Here is a 15,870-nt window from a genome sequence, read left to right as displayed (position 1 = left end):
ATCCGGGGGCGACTGAGCGCCGCTCTAGATCCGGCTCTCCGCCCGCGTCAGACGCCGCACTCGACGTTGCCGCGCTGGAGCGCCGTGAGGCGCGAGTCGCCGAGCGCCTCGGCCTCGGCGAGGAGCCACCGGAACATCGCGTTCGCGATCACCCGCTCCTTGCGCGTGTTGAACAGCCAGACGGCCGCGTGGCACACGTCGGCGTGCAGCTTGGGGAACGCGAGGCGGCGGAACTCCACGCCGACGAGCACCGCCGCGGCCTCGTACTGCGCGCGCAGCGACGTCCACTCGCGCCACTCCGAGAGCGGCGGCAGCTCGCGCCGCTCGTCGACGCGGCGGCGCAGGGCGTCGCACGCGATCTCGACCTCGGACAGGAGCTCGTCGCGGAGGCGCCGGCGCGTGCGGCCGATGGTCGCGCCGAGGTCGTCCCACGCCGCGCGCGGCACGCGCGCCGCGCGCAGCGTCGCCGCGAGGTCCTCCTCGACCGCGCGCGCCAGCGGACCGAGCGCCGCCTGCGCCCCCGAGGCGCCGAGCGATGCCGCCCGCTCGCGGAGCTCGGCCTGCGCGCGCTCGTCGTCGAGCGCCGCGTCCCACGCGCCGCCGAGCCGCCTGAGGTCGTCGCCCGAGACCTGGTCCCGGGGCCGGAGCAGCAGCGCGGCGTGGAGCAGCACCGCCCGGCTCCACAGATCGCCCTCGGCGACCTTCGCGGCGCAGGGCTCGGGCGCCTCCGGCTCCGGGCGCGGCGCGCCCGCGCCCGCGGCCAGGGCCCGGCGCACGAGCGGGAGCGTGGCGCGGCGGTGGGGCGCGATGAGCCATCGCAGCCAGAGCCCGAGCGCCCCCCGCGCGGGCGCCTCCCCGACCAGCCGCGCGGCGACGGCGCCGAGCAACCACATCGTCCGGCCGCCCCCCACGCACGCGTATCCGGTCACGGCCGTCCAGTCGCCGCGGGAGGCCGCCTCGGCTGCGAGCCAGCCCGCGGCGATGCGGCGGGCCTCGCGGGGGCAGGCGCGCTCGTCCAGGCCGGCGACGCTGTCGAAGAGCGCCCGCGCGCCCTCCACATCGCCGCGGTGCGCCGCGAGCATCGCGCCGGCGGCGATCCCCGCGCCGCGCAGCGGATCGGCGCTCGCCGAGGGGGGCGCGGGCTCCGCGCCGATGCGCTCGATCCGCTCGCTGACCCAGGCCTCCACCGCGGCGTCCGGCTTCCGCGCGCGGCAGAGCGCCCACGCGGCCGCGAGCGCCGCGCCGCCGCGCCGGTCGGCGCGAAAGGCCCCGTCCGACAGCAACGCGACGAAGTACGCGGCGCGCGGCAGCCCGAGCGGGATGAGCACGTGGCGAGCGAAGGGCCAGGGCGCCATGAGCAGCGCGAGCGGCGCGAGCGGCACCGCGCACCAGAGCTGACCCCCGGCGAGCGCGAGCGCGAGGAGGATCGCGATCGGCACGAAGACGAACAGCACGACGACGTTCCAGAGGCCCACGCCGAGCATCTGGGGGCGCGGCGCCGCCCCGGGCGAGGCCCTCCGCGCGGCCGCCTCGCTGATCACCCGCACCAGGATGGCGAGCGCCAGGAGGACGCCCCAGGTCATCGCGCCCTCCAGCCGAGGGCGGACAGCGCCTCGGGCCACGGCGCCCGCGGATCCTCCCCGGGCGGCTCCGGCGGCGGCAGCTCGCCAAGGTCGTCGTCGAGATCGTCCTTCGGCGGCGGCCTCGGGTCGAGCCGCGCCCAGACCTCGTGCGCCAGGCGGCGCTCCGGGTCCCGCAGCGCCGCCATCGCCTGCCGCACCTTGTCGGCCGTCCGCGCGCCGGGGCCGACCGGCGTCGGGTACGCCGCGGCGCTCGCCAGCTTGAGCTCGAGCATCCCGAGCAGCTTCTGCCCCTCGCGCTCGATCTCCGCGCGGCTCGCGCTCGGGCGCAGGCCGAGCACGTAGAACGGGTTGTCGCGGATGCGGCCGAGCGCGTCGTCCATCACCGCACCCCCGACTCGTGGCCGAGCCTGCGCTTCTGCGCGTCGACCGGCAACAGGCGCCAGAGCTCCTCGGTGATCGTCCTGAGCGCCGCCGTGTCGCCGCGCTCCGCCGCGCCGCGCCCGTCGCGCACGAGCCGCTGCGCGCGGACCAGATCCGAGGCCTGGTGCGCCTCGGAGGCGGCGTCCTCGAACATCCACACCCACGCCTTCGGGTGGCGCTGGAACGCCGCGCTGCTCAGGTTGCGGACCAGGCGCAGCTGCCGCTGCAGCTCGACCTGGTTCTTCTCGGCGCGCGCCCGCGCGACGCCCTGCGCGGCCTCCTCGAGGAGCGCCTTCTCCGTGCTCGATCCGAGCTGCGAGATCCACGTCGACGCGCTCGCGACGGCGGCCTGCGCCTCGGCGTCGAGCTCCGGCCAGCGCTTGTCGGCCTCGGCCTGCTCGAGCAGGACGTCGAGATCGAGCAGCGCGCGCCGCGCCTTCTGCCCCGCGTCGGCGTCGCCGCCGCGCGCCGCGGCGGCGTCGCGCTCCACCTCGGCGAGCGCGCACTCCACGTAGGTCACCTTGCCGAGCGCGTGCGGCGCGTCCCTGCGCAGGGCGGCCTCGCGCACCGCGGCGAGCCGCTCGCGCATGGCGGCGATGGAGGCGTCGAGCACCTCCGGCGCCGCCTCGGGGACGAGCAGGTGCGCGACGCGCTCGAACACGAGCCCCTGCGACGGGATCAGCGCGCGCGCCGAGAGGTGCCCGCCCCGATCGAGCTCGAGCGTCAGCTCGATCGCCGAGCCCGCGGGCAGGGTCGCGGTGAGCCCGCTCCCGTCGATCTCGAGCGTCCCGACCACGCGGCAGAGGTGGGCGACGTCGAGCTCGCCCTGCACGACGGGGATCTTCAGCACGCACGCGCTGGAGCCCTTCGGGACGCTCTCCACGCTGTGGTGCACGAACGTCCGCCGGGCCGGCAGCGGCGCGCCCCGCTCGAAGTAGACGCGCACCGAGTTGTCCGCGAGCGCGACCCCGATCGTGCGCGACAGCGGCGGATCGCCGATCGTGAGCCCCTGGACGATCGTGATCGCCTGCGGGTGCACCGGCACCCGCGCGCCGCCGGCCGCGCTCGCCTCGATGTTGAACACGTTCGGCCGGCGCGGCAGCAGGTCGACGGTCACCACGAACGCCCCCTCGGCGTCGAGCGGCGCCTCGGCGCTCGTCCACCCGTCACCCTCGCGCGCGAGCCGGATCCGCTCGGGCGCGGCCCCCGGCCCCTCCATGACGCGGCCGACCACGTGGGGCGTGAGGTCGCTCGACATGGCCGGGTACTGCAGCCACAGCCGGCGCCCCTCCTCCTTGGGCCGCGCGCCCGAGGAGGAAGCCCGCGCGTCGAGCCCCGCCGTCGCCGCGTAGATCGCGGCCCCCTGCGCGACGAGCGTCATCGGATCGAGCCCCTCGCCGAAGGGAGCGCCGAGCGCGCCCCGGACGCGCTCGCGCAGCGCCGGCATCACCGTCGGCCCGCCCACGAGCACGACGCGCGCGAGCTGCGACGCGTCGAGCCCGTGCGCCGCGAGCAGCCGGCGGCAGACCTCGACCGAGCGGTCGATGATCGGCGCGCAGAGCGCGTCGAGCGTGGACCTCTGCAGGACCAGGTCGACGTCGACGGGCGCGCCGTCCACCTCGAACGCCGCGGGCACCGCGAGCGCCGCCTCGTCGGCGCGGGTGAGCTCGATCTTGATCTCCTCGACCGCGAGCTTGAGCTTGCGGAGCGCGGCGGCGTGCCGCGGGTCGGCGCGGCTCACGGTGACGCCCTGGGTGCGCGCGATCTCGGCGAGCGCCCAGTCGACGATCGCCCAGTCGAAATCGCGTCCGCCGAGGAAGTTGTCGCCGTCGTGCCCGACGACGCGCAGCAGCCCGTCGCGCGTCTCGAGCAGCGAGACGTCGAACGTCCCGCCGCCGAGGTCGTAGACGAGCCAGCTGCCCGTCGACTCCTCGACCGTCCAGCCGGCGGCCAGCGCCGAGGCCACCGGCTCCTGGATCAGCTCGACGCGCTCGAACCCCGCGCGCCGCGCGGCCTCCGACGTCGCCGCGCTCTGGGGCAGCTCGAAGAGCGCGGGCACGGAGATCACCGCCGAGGCCGGCAGGACCCCGAGGTGCTCCGCGACGTCGGCGCGCAGGGAGCGCAGCACCTCGGCGGCGAGCTCCTCGGGCTTCTTCGCGACCTTCGCCGCCGCGAACTCGATCGGCTGGGCCGTCCCCATCAGCCGCTTGAACTCCGCGCGGGTGTTCTGCGGATCGCTCTCGAGGAACCGGCGCGCGCGCGCGCCGACCGTGATCGTCCCGCGCGCGTCGATCCGCACCACGCTCGGGGTGAGCGTCGCGCCCTGGGAGTTCCTGACGAGGGTGACCTTCTCGCCGTCGAAGGCGGCCGCGGTCGAGTTCGTGGTGCCGAGGTCGATACCGACGTAAAGCGGGCGTGCAGCCATCGCTCGCAAGGATACACGCGCGGAACGGCCGCCGCCCGGCGAGGCATGGAACACGCCCGGCGAAGCCGCTGGCGCGCGGCTGGCGCGCGGCTGGCGCGCGGCTGGCGCGCCGCGGGCGCCCGCCCGCCCGCCGCGAGGCGCGTCCGCCCGCGGGGTACGGGAACAGCGTACGTCAGCGCAGCGCCGCGACGCCCGCGGTCAGCCTGCGAGCAGCTGCGTCACCCAGACCCGGCCGGTCGGGTCGCGCACGACCGCCACGCCGGTCCTCCGGTAGCGCCGGTCGAGCAGGTTGCCCCGGTGCGACGGGCTCGCCCAGATCGCGCGGTGCGCTCCCTCGGTCGTGCCCGAGCTGGCCACGTTCTCCCCCGCGATCGTCGCCTCGTACCCGGCCGCCCTGAGGCGCGCCGCCGGATCGCCCGAGCCCACGTCGTGGCCCACCATCTTCGCCTTGATCATCTCCTCGGAGTGCGCCCGCGCCAGCGCGGCGAGCGCCGCGTCGCGCGCGAGCGCGGGCAGGCGCTCCGACGCCCGCGCGGCGTTCATCATCCGCAGCATCGCGTCCTCGTCGCCCTGCGCCCCCTTCGCGGCCTCCTCGCCCGGCGCTGCAGCGCGGACGAACCGGCCCGGCGGAGCGCTCCCCGCGAAGATCATCGCCTCCAGCACGGGCCTCGGCCCGGTCGACACCGTGGCCAGCACCTGCACGAGCCAGCTCCCCGGCTGGTCGACCGCGAAGCTCGAGCGGAGCCGCGCGCCCGACAGGGAGCTCAGCACCGTCTTGGGCGCGCCTCGCGGCCCCAGCAGCACCACCTTCGCCGCGGTCGCCGGGACCCGCATCGTCCCTTCGAGGGTCACCCATTGCCCTACCCGCGCGGTCGTCGGCAGCGGCGACAGATCCGCGAGCGCGTCCACCCCGATCGCGGACACGATCACCGTCCCGTCCGGCTTCTTCGCCTGGGCCACCCCACATCGCCGCACCCCGAGGGAGGTCCACCCGGAGAGCCACCCGTCGATCCGCGCCCCGATCTCCGCCGGCCCGAGCCCTCGGCCGGAGATAGACCATCCCCTCGGCCAGGCGTGCGGCGCGCCGGCGGCGCGCAGCGTGAACGAAAGCTCGTCGGGCGGCATGATCTCCCCGCCCTGGAGCTGCCGCTCGACGTTCCGCTGGGCGACGGCGGCGAGCGCCGTGTCCGCGCTGCCGCAGCGCGCCGCGAGCGCGGCGATCTCCGGCGAGACCGCCTTGGGGGGCTGGGGCGAGCGCGTCGTCGCCTCCCACGTGAGCGCCGGCGGCTCCGCTGCCGCCACGCCCGCGGAGGCGAGCGCCGCGCCGAGCACCCCGCTGGCCCACCATGACCGCATTCGACTCGGCTAGCAGGTTTCCCGCCCCGGCGCTCGTTCACCTGAGTCGCCGCGAAAGCCGCGCGGTCCCGCGGGCGGCTCGTGCTACCGTGGCCGTCGCGCAGCATGGCTGAGGTCTCCAAGGCCGCGAAGGTCGGCGTGATGACGATCGTGCTCGCGGGCGCGGCCTACGGCGGGTACCGCTTCGTCTCGCGCGACGTCGGCGGCGGGAACGGCTACCGCGTCTGGGCCACGCTGCCCGACGCGATCGGCGTGTCGCCGCAGTCGCGGGTGATGATCTCGGGCATCCAGGTCGGCGTCGTCGACAAGATCTCGCTCTACAACGGCCAGGCGCGCATCGACATCAAGATGAGCCCCGACGTCCCGCTCTACGAGGACGCGGCCATCGGCAAGCGCGCGACGAGCCTCATCGGCGAGTCGTTCGTCGTGCTCTCGCCCGGCACCGAGGGCAAGCCGCGCATCCCCGACGAGGGGAGGGTCCTCTATTACATCGACGAGCCCACGATCCAGTCGATGCAGGGGCAGGTCTCCGAGATCCTGAAGGACGTCAAGACCGTCACCGAGACGCTGAGGAACACCGTCGGCTCCGAGGGCGGGCAGGAGCGGCTCGCGCAGATCCTCGACAACCTCGCCGAGGTCACCGAGCAGATGAACGCGACCGTGCGCGAGAACCGCGCGGGCGTCACGGAGACCATCAACAACATCAACCAGATCACGGGCGACTCGGGCCCGCGCCTGCGGGAGATCCTGCGCAACGTCGAGCAGGTGAGCCGCGACATCCGCACGATGACGGCCGCGGCCGAGGTGCCCGGCCGGAACGGGCAGCCCGGGGAGCTCCGGAGCGCCGCAGAGCGCGTGGGCCGCGCGACCGAGAGCCTCGAGTCGGCGCTGAAGCACGTCGACAGCGTCGCCGCGCGCGTCGACCGCGGGGAGGGGACGCTCGGCCGCATCACCCGGGACGAGACGCTGATCAACGAGGTCGAGACGGTCGTCGAGAACGTCGGCGAGCTCGTCGGCGGGCTCAGCCGGTTCCAGACCGTGGTCGGGCTGCGCACCGACTACAACTTCCTGGCGAACACCATCAAGAGCTACGTCGAGCTCAGGCTCCAGCCGACGGAGGACAAGTACTACGTCGTCGAGCTGGTGAACGACCCGCGCGGCAAGACGGACTTCCAGCAGATCGACGTCGACACGACCAACCCGAACGAGCCCGCGCACTACCGCGAGGTCCGCACGATCACGACGAACGCCTTCCGGTTCTCGTTCCAGTTCGCGAAGCGGCTCGGCCCCTTCACGGGCCGGTTCGGCATCAAGGAGTCGACGGGCGGCCTCGGCCTCGATCTCCACCTGCTCGACGATCGGTTCGAGCTCCGCCAGGACCTCTTCGGCTTCGGCGAGGAGCTGTCGCCGCGCTGGCGCGTCGCGCTCGCGTACGAGTTCATCCGGAAGCTGTGGCTGCTCGGCGGGATGGACGACATCCTGAACGGCGATCGCCGGGATTACTTCATCGGCCTGCAGCTCCGGTTCAACGACTCGGACCTGAAGACGGTCCTGCCCTTCGCGCCGTCGAGCTTCTGATCGCGCCCCCGCCCTCCCGGCGCGGCCCCGGCGGTGCGCCCGGGCCCCTGTGCTATAGCGCGAGCATGAAGCGCTCGCTTCTTCACGGAGTGCGTCGCGGATACGCGCTCTTGATCCCCTTCGTCGCGATCTCCGCGGCGGCCTTCGCTTCGGCCTGTCAGGGGTGCAAGCTCCCCGCGACGGCCGCCGTGAGCGCGGACGCGGACGTGGACGCGAACGCGAACGCGAACAAGCCGACGGTGCGGCTCTACGTGCTCAGCACCGTCGCCGGCGCGCTGGAGCCGTGCGGCTGCACGAAGGATCAGCTGGGAGGCATCGACCACCTCGCCGCCTTGATCGAGGCCCAGCGCGGCGAGGCCCCGGATCGGCTCGTGGTCGGCGCGGGGCCGATGCTCTTCACGGACCCCGAGGTGAAGCCGGAGCGCTCCTCGCAGGACGCGTGGAAGGCCGAGGCGATGGCGCTCGCGGCGAAGGAGATCGGGCTGACGGCGTGGGCGCCTGGCGAGAACGACTGGGCGCTCGGCCCGGAGGCGCTCGGCAAGTACCAGGAGCAGTCCGGGGCGGCGCTGCTCGGCAAGAACCTCGAGGGCGCGAAGGGCGTCCAGGGCGTCGTCGTGCGCGACGTCTCCGGCGTGAAGGTGGGCCTCATCGGCGTGAGCGACCCGAAGGGCCGCGCCGGCGCCTACCCCGAGGGCGTCAAGGCCGGCCCGGCGATCGACGCGATGAAGGCGGGCGTCGAGGAGGCGAAGAAGCAGGGCGCGAGCGTCTTCGTGGGGCTCGCGGCGCTGCCCAGGGGCGAGGCGCTGCGGCTCGCGGACAACGTGCCGGAGCTGCACGTGCTGGTGCTCGGCAAGCCGAGCGAGCGCGGCGACGGCAACGACGGCCCGAAGCCGCCGGAGATCATCGGCTCGACGCTTGTCGTGGAGACGCCGAACCACCTCCAGTCGGTGGCGGTCGTGGATCTCTTCGTTCGAGGCGGCGGCAGCGGCCCGCTCGTGTTCGCCGACGCGGGAGGCGTGGCAAAGGCCGGGGAGCTCATCAGCCTGTCGGAGCGCATCCGGGAGCTCGAGATCCGCCTCAACGGCTGGGAGGGCGACAAGCGGGTGGCGGCGAAGGACGTCGAGGCGCGGAAGGCGGATCTCGAGAAGCTCCGGGCCGAGAAGGCGCAGCTCGAGGCGGCGGAGACGAAGGTGACCGGCAGCTTCTTCCGCTACAGCTCGGTCGAGGTGCGCGAGAAGCTCGGGGCCGACAAGGACGTCGCCGGGCAGCTCCTCGCCTATTACAAGCGGGTCAACGACCACAACAAGCAGGCCTTCGCGGATCGCGTCCCCGAGAAGCCGGCGAAGGGCGAGGCCAGCTACATCGGCATCGACGCTTGCACGAACTGCCACGACGAGGAGCGCAAGGTCTTCGACGGCACCGCGCACGCGCGGGCCTACGCCACGCTGCAGCAGGATTTCAAGGAGTTCAACCTGGACTGCGTGAGCTGTCACGTGACCGGGTACGGCAAGCCGGGCGGCTCCACGGTGACGCACAACGCGTCGCTGCAGAACGTGCAGTGCGAGGAGTGCCACGGCCCCGGCTCGCTCCACGCGAAGGATCCCGAGAAGAAGGGGCTCATCGTGCTCTCGCCCCCGCCCCAGAGCTGCGTCACGCAGTGCCACCACCCGCCGCACGTGGAAGGCTTCGACCCCGTGGCCAAGATGCAGCTCATCCTCGGCCCCGGGCACGGCAGGGACTGAAGGAGGGGGCGCGGCGGCGGCCCTCTCCCGCTGGTTCTTCTGGTTCTGGGCTGCTCCTGGGCTGCGGCATTCCCGCGCCGTTTCGATCGCGCTACGGAATGCGCCTGTGACGAACGTCCACGCCGTCGTCTCCCGCCTTGGCCCGGTCGAGAGCGCGATCCTTGCGGAGCTCGCCGCGGGCGCGCCGCCGTTCGCCGTGCACCGCCGCGCCGCGCTGAGCTCGACGCTCCGCTACCTGGAGGGCGGCGGCGGCTCGCCGGTGGTCCTCCTGCACGGCCGCGGGAACGCCGCGACGACGTGGTTCCCGCTGCTCCCCGAGCTCGCGCGGCGCCACCGTGTCGTCGCGGTGGATCTTCCCGGCTTCGGCCACGCGTCGTCCCCGCCCTTCGAGGGAGGGGGCTTCGAGGAAGGTCTCCGCTTCTTCGCCGATCCCGTGGAGGAGCTCCTCCTCGAGCTGGATCTCGGCGACGCCGCCCTCGTCGGCCACTCCCTCGGCGCGCTGGTCGCGGCGGAGATCGCGCTCCGCAAGCGCGCGCGCCCGCGGAAGCTCGTGCTCATCGGCGCGATGGGGGTCGGTCCCGTCATGACGGCGTGGAGCCGCGCCTATTTCCGCGCCCCGCCGGAGCGCCTGGCGCGGGTGCTCGGCCCCGCGCTCTTCCGCCGCATCCGTCCGCCGCGGCCCACCCCGCTCGGCGAGCGCCTGGCCGCCTTGCACGGCGAGTTTTACGCCGTGCCCGACGGCCGGGTCGCGCCCGTCGCCGCGTTCAACGCGCTGTTCCCCGCCCTCGGCGCCGTTCCCCATCGCCTCCCGCGGCTCGGCGAGATCGACGCGGAGACGCTGGTGCTCTGGGGCGAGCGCGACGACATGTTCCCGGTGCCGATCGGCATCGCCGCGGCCGCGGCGATCCCCCGCGCCACGCTGCACATGGTGCCGCTCGGGCACGCTCCTCACCTGGAGGATCCGGCGCTCGTCCTCCCGGCGCTCACCGCGTTTCTCTCGGCCGGCGCAGATCCCTCCCTGTAGCCCTCCTGGGCGTCATGACACGGCCGTGCCCTCCAGGAAGGGGGCCGGTGGGCGTCCAGGAACTGGGGAGCGCCGTCCAGGGACGCCAGCGCGCCCCTGTCGAGTCCAGGGCCGCTCAGTGCACGCCGCCGACGAGCCACGCCTGCGCCGGGACGAGCACCTCTTCGGGCGAGCCTCCGCCCTGCGACGCCGGGCCGGTCGCGCTGCCGTCTCCCATCGGTGCCATGCGGAACCCGTGGTCGCCGAACACGAGCAGCAGCGTCCGCGGCGGCAGGCTGGCCATGAACCGCGCGATCACGTCGGCGACCTCCTCCGCGATGGCCTCGATCCGCTCGGCGAACGGCGGCCCAGCGGCGCGCAGGCGCGCCTCCACGAGGTCGAGCTTCATCAGCTCGCGCGACCCGACCCGCTCGCGCCGCAGCGTCGCCACCGCGCGCCCGCGGGCGATGGCGGGCTCCGCCTCGCTCGGGGGCATCGTCTCGCGGAGCCCGTCCGGACCTCGGGCGAGCAGCGAGATCTGCGCCGTCGTCGTCGGCGGCAGCGCCGCCCAGAGGAGCGATCGCTCCACCAGGATGGCCCGATCCACCAGGATCTCCTTCAGGTGCGCGGCGACCCGCTCGCCGAGGTCGAAGCGCATCGCGTCCACGAGCAGGAGCTTCACCCCGCGCGCCCCGTTGAGCCGGGCGATGCGGGAGGCGATGTCCGGGGCGTCGAACACCATGGGCGGCCGCTTGCCGGTCACGCGCAGCGCCGAGAACGCCTCCCGGTAGCTGTGCTCGAAGCTGGTCCTCCAGCTGTCGACCACGCCGCGCACGGCAGCGTCCGTCTCGCCCGCGAGCGTCGCGCCGAGCAGCGGCGTGTAGTGGGTCGCGAACAGCTGCTCGATGACCCGGACCGGCTTCGGGCCGCGGGCGTTGTCGAGCTCGACGGCGAGCGCGCGCCACTCCGCCGCGCTGAGGATCCGGTCGCGCGGCGCCTTCCGCTCCCGCCGCGCCTGCGGGGGCGCGTCGGCGTCCGCCTGGGCTCCGTCGGCGTTTGGCGCGCTCGACGCGCTCGGCACGCTCGGCGCGTTTGGCGCGGCCTCGTACGCCCCTCGCGGCGGCCTGAGCGTCATCGCTGCGCCGCGCTCCTCGTGCGGCGCGGCCGGCTCGGCGGCCGGCGCGGCCGGCTCGGCGCTGGCGGGCGTCATCCCGGCCGTCTCGTCCGTGGCCGGCGGCGTGCTCGCGCCCGGCGCCCGCGCCGCGACGGCGCTTCTCCCGGCGACGGCCGCCGGCGCGTCCGCGCGGCGGATCCTCGAGGAGCGGGGGGGCAGCACGCCGCGCAGCCGCCCGTCCGTCCGCCCTTCGGCGGAGGCGGGCGACGCCGGCGCACCGTGCGCTTCGGGGGCCGTCGGCCTGGCCTTGAGCGCCTCATCCGGGGCTGTCGGTCCGGCCTGGGGCGCCTCGTCCACGGCTGTCGGCCCCGCCGGGAGCGCCTCGTCCACGACTGTCGGCCCCGCCGGGAGCGCCTCGTCCACGGCTGTCGGCCCCGCCGGGAGCGCCTCGATCGGGGCTCTCGCTCCGGCGCTCGGCTGCGCCGGCCCGACGGGGCGGTCCTCCCCGCGCGCCGCGAGGCTCCGCGCCTGCCCGCGCGGGGACATGGAGGAGACGGCGCCGTACCCGCCGCGCGTGCTCCTCTCGACGAGGTCCGCGAGGGGCACCGGCGCGAGCACCTGCGCGGACCTGTCGTCCGCGTCGAAGACGAGGGCGACGGGCGCCTCGCGCGCCGCGCCGAGCCAGGCGAGGAGCGTCGCGCTGTCGTCCGGGTGGAGCGCGCGCGGCGAGGCTGAGCGCCCGCCCGCGAGGCGCGGAAGGGCGACGGCGAGGCCCGCGGCGCCGAGCGCCCTGGCCCGGAAGATCTGGTCGGCGATCACCACCTCGACCGGCGCGCCTTCCTGGACCCGCGGCGGCAGCGCGCCGCGCAGGGCCAGCGCGAGCTCGACGGCCTCCTCGATCGTCGCGCGGAGCTGCCCGTCGGGCGCCGCCGGCGCGCTCGCCCAGAGGAAGCGCTGCGACCTGAGCTCGCGCTCGGAGTCGGCGCCCTGCCCGCTCGGGGCGAAGCGGGCCGTGCCGCACGGGGGCGCAGGGGGGGACGTCGGTCGGCCCTCCTCGGAGGCGGAGTCGAGGCGGGAGACAGGATCGAGGCGCATCGCGCCGGACCCTCGCAGAGCTCGCGGAAATGGGCCAAGTTTCGGCGAGCGAGCGAATGCGCGTGCGTCCGAAGGCCGCGCCGGCCGCGGCGTCCGCGGGCCGTTCGCGAGGCCGCGGCGGGTCTCGGGTGGGGGCCTAGCGGGACTCGCGCGCGGTCTCGGCCATGAGGGCGAGCAGGGAGCAGGCGATGGCGAACCGGGCGTCGATTCGCCCCTGGTTCATCGACAGGTCGAGCGTGAACTCCTTCACGAACCACCGGAACACCTGCTTCACCTTCGCGACCTCCTGCTGATGGAGCTCGATGTGCCACTTCCCGATGAGGAGCGGGAACATGCGGCGGAGCAGCGCGGCGCCGTCCTCCTGCATCAGCCCGACCGGCTGATCCGCGGGGTCGAGGATGTCCCAGGTGTCGCGGACGATCGATTTGAGCCCGCGCGAGCGGATGGTGCCGACGCGCTCGCCGGTGCGCGCGTCGAGGACGTCGAGGCACCGGTTGAGGGCGATGACCTGCCGCGAGCGGATCGTGAGCAGCGGCTGCGACTCCGACTCGTCCGCGAAGAGGGTGAACTCCTCACGCAGCTTGAGCAGCGGGTGCTTGACGAAGCAGACGAGGGAGCCGTCGGGCGCATAGACGTGGAACTTGCGGCCGAGCAGCGACCAGAAAGGCCGCTTGATCGTGTACGTCGGGTGCGAGAACGGTTGAACCGCGAGGCCGCCGTACGCGGCTTGGGCTTGGACCATGGGGCTGGCAGGCTGCATTGGCGTCGAGTAGGCCGGAGCCGAGCGCGTCGGTCAAGCCGCGACGACCGCGCGTCTCGCGCGTCTACCGCGCGAGAGGGCCGCGCTCCTCCACGGCAATGCCCGCTGCGATGGTCTTCACGAGCTCTGGTTTGACGACCTTGCCCATCGCGTTGCGCGGCAGGGCCCGCACGACGATCGACTCGCGTGGGACCTTGTAGGGCGCGAGGCGCTCCTTCGCCCAGGCGCGGAGCGATCCGGTGGCGCACTCCGCCTCTCGCCCGGGCGCGGCGACGACGACCGCGACGACGCGCTCTCCCCACGCCTCGTCAGGGACGCCGATCACCGCGACCTCGGCGATCGCGCCGTGCTCCCGCAAGGCCTCTTCGATCTCGAGGGCGGACAGCTTGTATCCGCCGCTCTTGAGGATATCGACCGAGGTCCGCCCGAGGAGCCGGAAGCGCCCGTCGCTGGAGCGCTCGGCGACGTCGCCGGTGCGGAACCAGCCGTCCTGGAAGGCCGCGGCGGTGGCGTCATCGCGCCCGAGGTATCCCTTGAAGACGCTGGGCCCGCGGATCCAGAGCTCGCCTCGCGCGACCGCGGCGTCGCGCGGCGCCGAGGGATCGCCCGGCGGCCGTTCCCCCGGCGGTTGTTCACCCGGCGGTTGTTCACCCGGCGCCCACGCGTTGCCCGCGTCGTCCGTGATGCGGGCCTCGACGGTCGGCAGCGGGAAGCCGACCCAGCCTGCCCGCCGCGCGCCTGGATCGAGCGGGTTGCTCATGCCGACGCCGATCTCGGTCATCCCGAAGCGCTCGAGCGGGATCGTGCCGGTGAGGTCGCGCCAGCGCTCGGCGAGCGTCACCGGCAGCGCCGCGGAGCCGCTCGTCGCGAGCCGCAGGGCCTGCGCCCCCGCGGCGAAGCCGGGCGCGCCGCCCCGGTCGACGTGCTCGAACAGCCGCTGGTACATGGTCGGCACCGCCATGAACGACGTCACCGAGCGGCCCGCGATCTCGGCGGCGATGCGCTGGGCGTCGAAGCGCGGCAGCATCCTGGTCGCGCTGCCCGCGAGCAGCGACGTCATGAGCGCGATGACGACGCCGTGGAGGTGGTGCAGCGGCAGCGCGTGCAGCAAGAGGTCGTGATCCGAGAAGCCCCAGGCCGCGCGCAGGAGCTCCGCCTGCACGGCCAGGTTGCGGTGCGTGAGAAGCGCCCCCTTCGGCTTGCCGGTCGTGCCGCTCGTGTAGAGCAGCAGCGCCGGATCGTCCGCGGCGATGTCGGAGATCGCCGCGTCTCGCCCGGGTGCGGCGCGCTCGAGATCCTCCACGCGGAGCACGGCGCGGCCCTGCGCGATCGGGGCGGCCACGGCGGCGAGGTCGCCGTCGGCGATGATCCGCCGCACGCCGGCGTCGCTCGCGAGCCACTCGAGCTCTGCCGGCGGATAGAGCGCCGACAGCGGCAGCGCGATCCCCCCGGCGAGGAGGGTGCCGAGGAAGGCCGAGACCCACGCCGCGCCGGGCGACACGAGGAGCAGGATGCGCTCCCCCTCGAGGGAGCTCGGGCTCTCGGCCTCACCCGCGCCGCGCCGCGAGCCGCCGGCGAGCAGCGCGCCGCGGACGCGGAGGGCTCGCTCCAGGAGCGCCGCGAAGCTGGTCTGCCCCCGCTCGTCCTCGACGGCGGTTCGGGCGGACGAGCCGAACTGCGCGAGCCGTTCGACGAGCGGAGAAGCCATCGCGCGAACTCTCGCACAGCGGAGGTGCGCGGAGCCAGGCCGGTTGGTTACACTGCCGCGCCATGAGAGCTTCCTGCCTCCTTGTCAGCGCCTCGCCGCGCATCGCGCTCGCCGCCGGCCTGCTCCTGGCCGCGGCGGCGTGCGAGAGCGCGCCGAAGCCCTCCGAGCCTGGCGCCGCCGCCACGGTAGCCCCGAGCGTCGAGGCGCCCGTCGCGCCGCCGAAGCCGAAGGGCATGCCGGAGCTGCTCGTCGACTCCATGGGCCCCTACATCGGCGGCCAGCGCGTGGATCTGGCGCAGAAGGAGGGGCCCGAGAAGCTGACCAAGGTGATCCGCGAGCTGCCGATCGAGGGCAAGCCCGTGACGCTGCTGGCCGACAAGAGGGCGAAGCCGAGCGCCGTCGCCGCGGTCGTGACCGAGCTCGGCGCGGCCGGCGCGCCGAAGGTCGTCATCAAGACCGACGGTCGAGACGACCTCCCGAAGGAGATCACGGTGGTCCCCGAGGGGCGCGCGTCGAAGCCGCCCTCCTGCGCCGTCAGCACGATGGTGCTGAAGGACCTCGCGACGGCGATCTGGCCGTTCGGCGGCGGCATGGGCAAGAAGCAGCGCAAGGGGCTCGCCGGCCCGGATCTGTCGAACACCGGCGAGCAGCTCACGAAGGACATCGCCGCGTGCAGCGCGACGGTGGCCTTCTTCTCGGCGGACGACGAGGTGCCCTGGGAGATGGCGCACAACCTGGCGGGCACGGTCATGGCTTCCGACGCGAAGAAGAAGCTCGACACGCTCGTCCTGCTCCGCGCTGCCCCGGTCGCGGGGCGGCCGGTGCAGCTCGGTGGAGGCTGACGTGCGCGGCGCCGGGGGGCTCCATCGCCTGGATCGCCGTGCCTTCGGGGCGCACCGGCTGGAGGGGGCAGCGGGTGCGCTCGGTGCGCATTTTTGCGGAGGGGCTGTCGAACGCGGTGGCGCGAGATCGCGTGTGTGCTCGTTCGAGCGCGGGTAGGGTTGGCTGGGGTGACCGCGGCACGATCCGGCACAGGCGATGGTGCTGCGAAGGCACGGAAATGCGCGGGCGAGCGCTCGCCGTTGG

General features: G+C 74.6%; 11 protein-coding genes. 4 read left to right on the top strand and 7 right to left on the bottom strand.

Annotated elements, in window-relative coordinates; all coding sequences use genetic code 11:
• Positions 1 to 47 precede the first annotated feature (47 nt).
• From WMF11_RS42860 to WMF11_RS42845, 4 genes are all read right to left on the bottom strand, one after another.
• The gene (locus WMF11_RS42860) at positions 48 to 1,583 is read right to left on the bottom strand and encodes a hypothetical protein (RefSeq protein WP_437974865.1); all 1,536 of its coding nucleotides are present in this window, start codon (positions 1,581 to 1,583) and stop codon (positions 48 to 50) included.
• Positions 1,580 to 1,963, bottom strand: coding sequence for a hypothetical protein (locus tag WMF11_RS42855; protein ID WP_437742007.1), 384 nt, complete (start codon positions 1,961 to 1,963; stop codon positions 1,580 to 1,582). Before WMF11_RS42855 ends, WMF11_RS42860 begins: the two co-directional genes overlap by 4 nt.
• Positions 1,963 to 4,428, bottom strand: a complete 2,466-nt coding sequence (locus tag WMF11_RS42850) for an Hsp70 family protein (protein WP_437904843.1) — start codon at positions 4,426 to 4,428, stop codon at positions 1,963 to 1,965. Before WMF11_RS42850 ends, WMF11_RS42855 begins: the two co-directional genes overlap by 1 nt.
• Before the next feature lie 198 nt (positions 4,429 to 4,626).
• On the bottom strand, positions 4,627 to 5,784 hold the full coding sequence (locus WMF11_RS42845) for a CAP domain-containing protein (protein WP_437974864.1): 1,158 nt from the start codon (positions 5,782 to 5,784) through the stop codon (positions 4,627 to 4,629).
• A 105-nt stretch (positions 5,785 to 5,889) separates the two neighbouring features.
• On the opposite strand from WMF11_RS42845, the gene WMF11_RS42840 reads away from it, so the two are divergent.
• From WMF11_RS42840 to WMF11_RS42830, 3 genes are all read left to right on the top strand, one after another.
• The gene (locus WMF11_RS42840; RefSeq protein WP_437974863.1) at positions 5,890 to 7,362 is read left to right on the top strand and encodes an MlaD family protein; all 1,473 of its coding nucleotides are present in this window, start codon (positions 5,890 to 5,892) and stop codon (positions 7,360 to 7,362) included.
• Between the two features lie 65 nt (positions 7,363 to 7,427).
• The gene (locus WMF11_RS42835) at positions 7,428 to 9,104 is read left to right on the top strand and encodes a multiheme c-type cytochrome (protein ID WP_437974862.1); all 1,677 of its coding nucleotides are present in this window, start codon (positions 7,428 to 7,430) and stop codon (positions 9,102 to 9,104) included.
• 106 nt (positions 9,105 to 9,210) lie between these two features.
• Positions 9,211 to 10,128, top strand: coding sequence for an alpha/beta fold hydrolase (locus WMF11_RS42830; RefSeq protein ID WP_437974861.1), 918 nt, complete (start codon positions 9,211 to 9,213; stop codon positions 10,126 to 10,128).
• Between the two features lie 115 nt (positions 10,129 to 10,243).
• On the opposite strand, the gene WMF11_RS42825 is transcribed toward WMF11_RS42830, so the two are convergent.
• The 3 genes from WMF11_RS42825 to WMF11_RS42815 form a co-directional block, all read right to left on the bottom strand.
• Positions 10,244 to 12,316 carry a hypothetical protein gene (locus tag WMF11_RS42825; RefSeq protein WP_437974860.1) on the bottom strand — a complete coding sequence of 691 codons (2,073 nt, stop codon included), beginning with the start codon at positions 12,314 to 12,316 and terminating at the stop codon, positions 10,244 to 10,246.
• A gap of 136 nt (positions 12,317 to 12,452) precedes the next feature.
• Positions 12,453 to 13,058, bottom strand: coding sequence for a hypothetical protein (locus WMF11_RS42820; RefSeq protein ID WP_437295507.1), 606 nt, complete (start codon positions 13,056 to 13,058; stop codon positions 12,453 to 12,455).
• Between the two features lie 82 nt (positions 13,059 to 13,140).
• A complete protein-coding gene (locus WMF11_RS42815; protein WP_437974859.1) occupies positions 13,141 to 14,784 on the bottom strand; it encodes an AMP-binding protein in 1,644 nt (547 codons plus the stop codon).
• A 62-nt stretch (positions 14,785 to 14,846) separates the two neighbouring features.
• Between WMF11_RS42815 and WMF11_RS42810 the strand changes: the two genes are divergently transcribed.
• Complete coding sequence (locus WMF11_RS42810) at positions 14,847 to 15,626, top strand: ExbD/TolR family protein (protein WP_437904832.1); 780 nt, start codon at positions 14,847 to 14,849, stop codon at positions 15,624 to 15,626.
• The last annotated feature ends 244 nt before the right edge of the window (positions 15,627 to 15,870 follow it).

The sequence above is a fragment of the Sorangium sp. So ce295 genome (assembly GCF_051527405.1).
Taxonomy (GTDB): Bacteria; Myxococcota_A; Polyangia; order Polyangiales; family Polyangiaceae; genus Sorangium; species Sorangium cellulosum_B.
This window is presented reverse-complemented; position numbering and strand designations above follow the sequence as displayed.

What these genes read in the sequence shown, in the direction of transcription:
- WMF11_RS42860 (WP_437974865.1), bottom strand. Translation starts at nt 1,583, where the DNA reads ATGACCTGGGGCGTCCTCCTGGCGCTCGCCATCCTGGTGCGGGTGATC.
- WMF11_RS42855 (WP_437742007.1), bottom strand. Translation starts at nt 1,963, where the DNA reads ATGGACGACGCGCTCGGCCGCATCCGCGACAACCCGTTCTACGTGCTC.
- WMF11_RS42850 (WP_437904843.1), bottom strand. Translation starts at nt 4,428, where the DNA reads ATGGCTGCACGCCCGCTTTACGTCGGTATCGACCTCGGCACCACGAAC.
- WMF11_RS42845 (WP_437974864.1), bottom strand. Translation starts at nt 5,784, where the DNA reads ATGCGGTCATGGTGGGCCAGCGGGGTGCTCGGCGCGGCGCTCGCCTCC.
- WMF11_RS42840 (WP_437974863.1), top strand. Translation starts at nt 5,890, where the DNA reads ATGGCTGAGGTCTCCAAGGCCGCGAAGGTCGGCGTGATGACGATCGTG.
- WMF11_RS42835 (WP_437974862.1), top strand. Translation starts at nt 7,428, where the DNA reads ATGAAGCGCTCGCTTCTTCACGGAGTGCGTCGCGGATACGCGCTCTTG.
- WMF11_RS42825 (WP_437974860.1), bottom strand. Translation starts at nt 12,316, where the DNA reads ATGCGCCTCGATCCTGTCTCCCGCCTCGACTCCGCCTCCGAGGAGGGC.
- WMF11_RS42820 (WP_437295507.1), bottom strand. Translation starts at nt 13,058, where the DNA reads ATGGTCCAAGCCCAAGCCGCGTACGGCGGCCTCGCGGTTCAACCGTTC.
- WMF11_RS42815 (WP_437974859.1), bottom strand. Translation starts at nt 14,784, where the DNA reads ATGGCTTCTCCGCTCGTCGAACGGCTCGCGCAGTTCGGCTCGTCCGCC.
- WMF11_RS42810 (WP_437904832.1), top strand. Translation starts at nt 14,847, where the DNA reads ATGAGAGCTTCCTGCCTCCTTGTCAGCGCCTCGCCGCGCATCGCGCTC.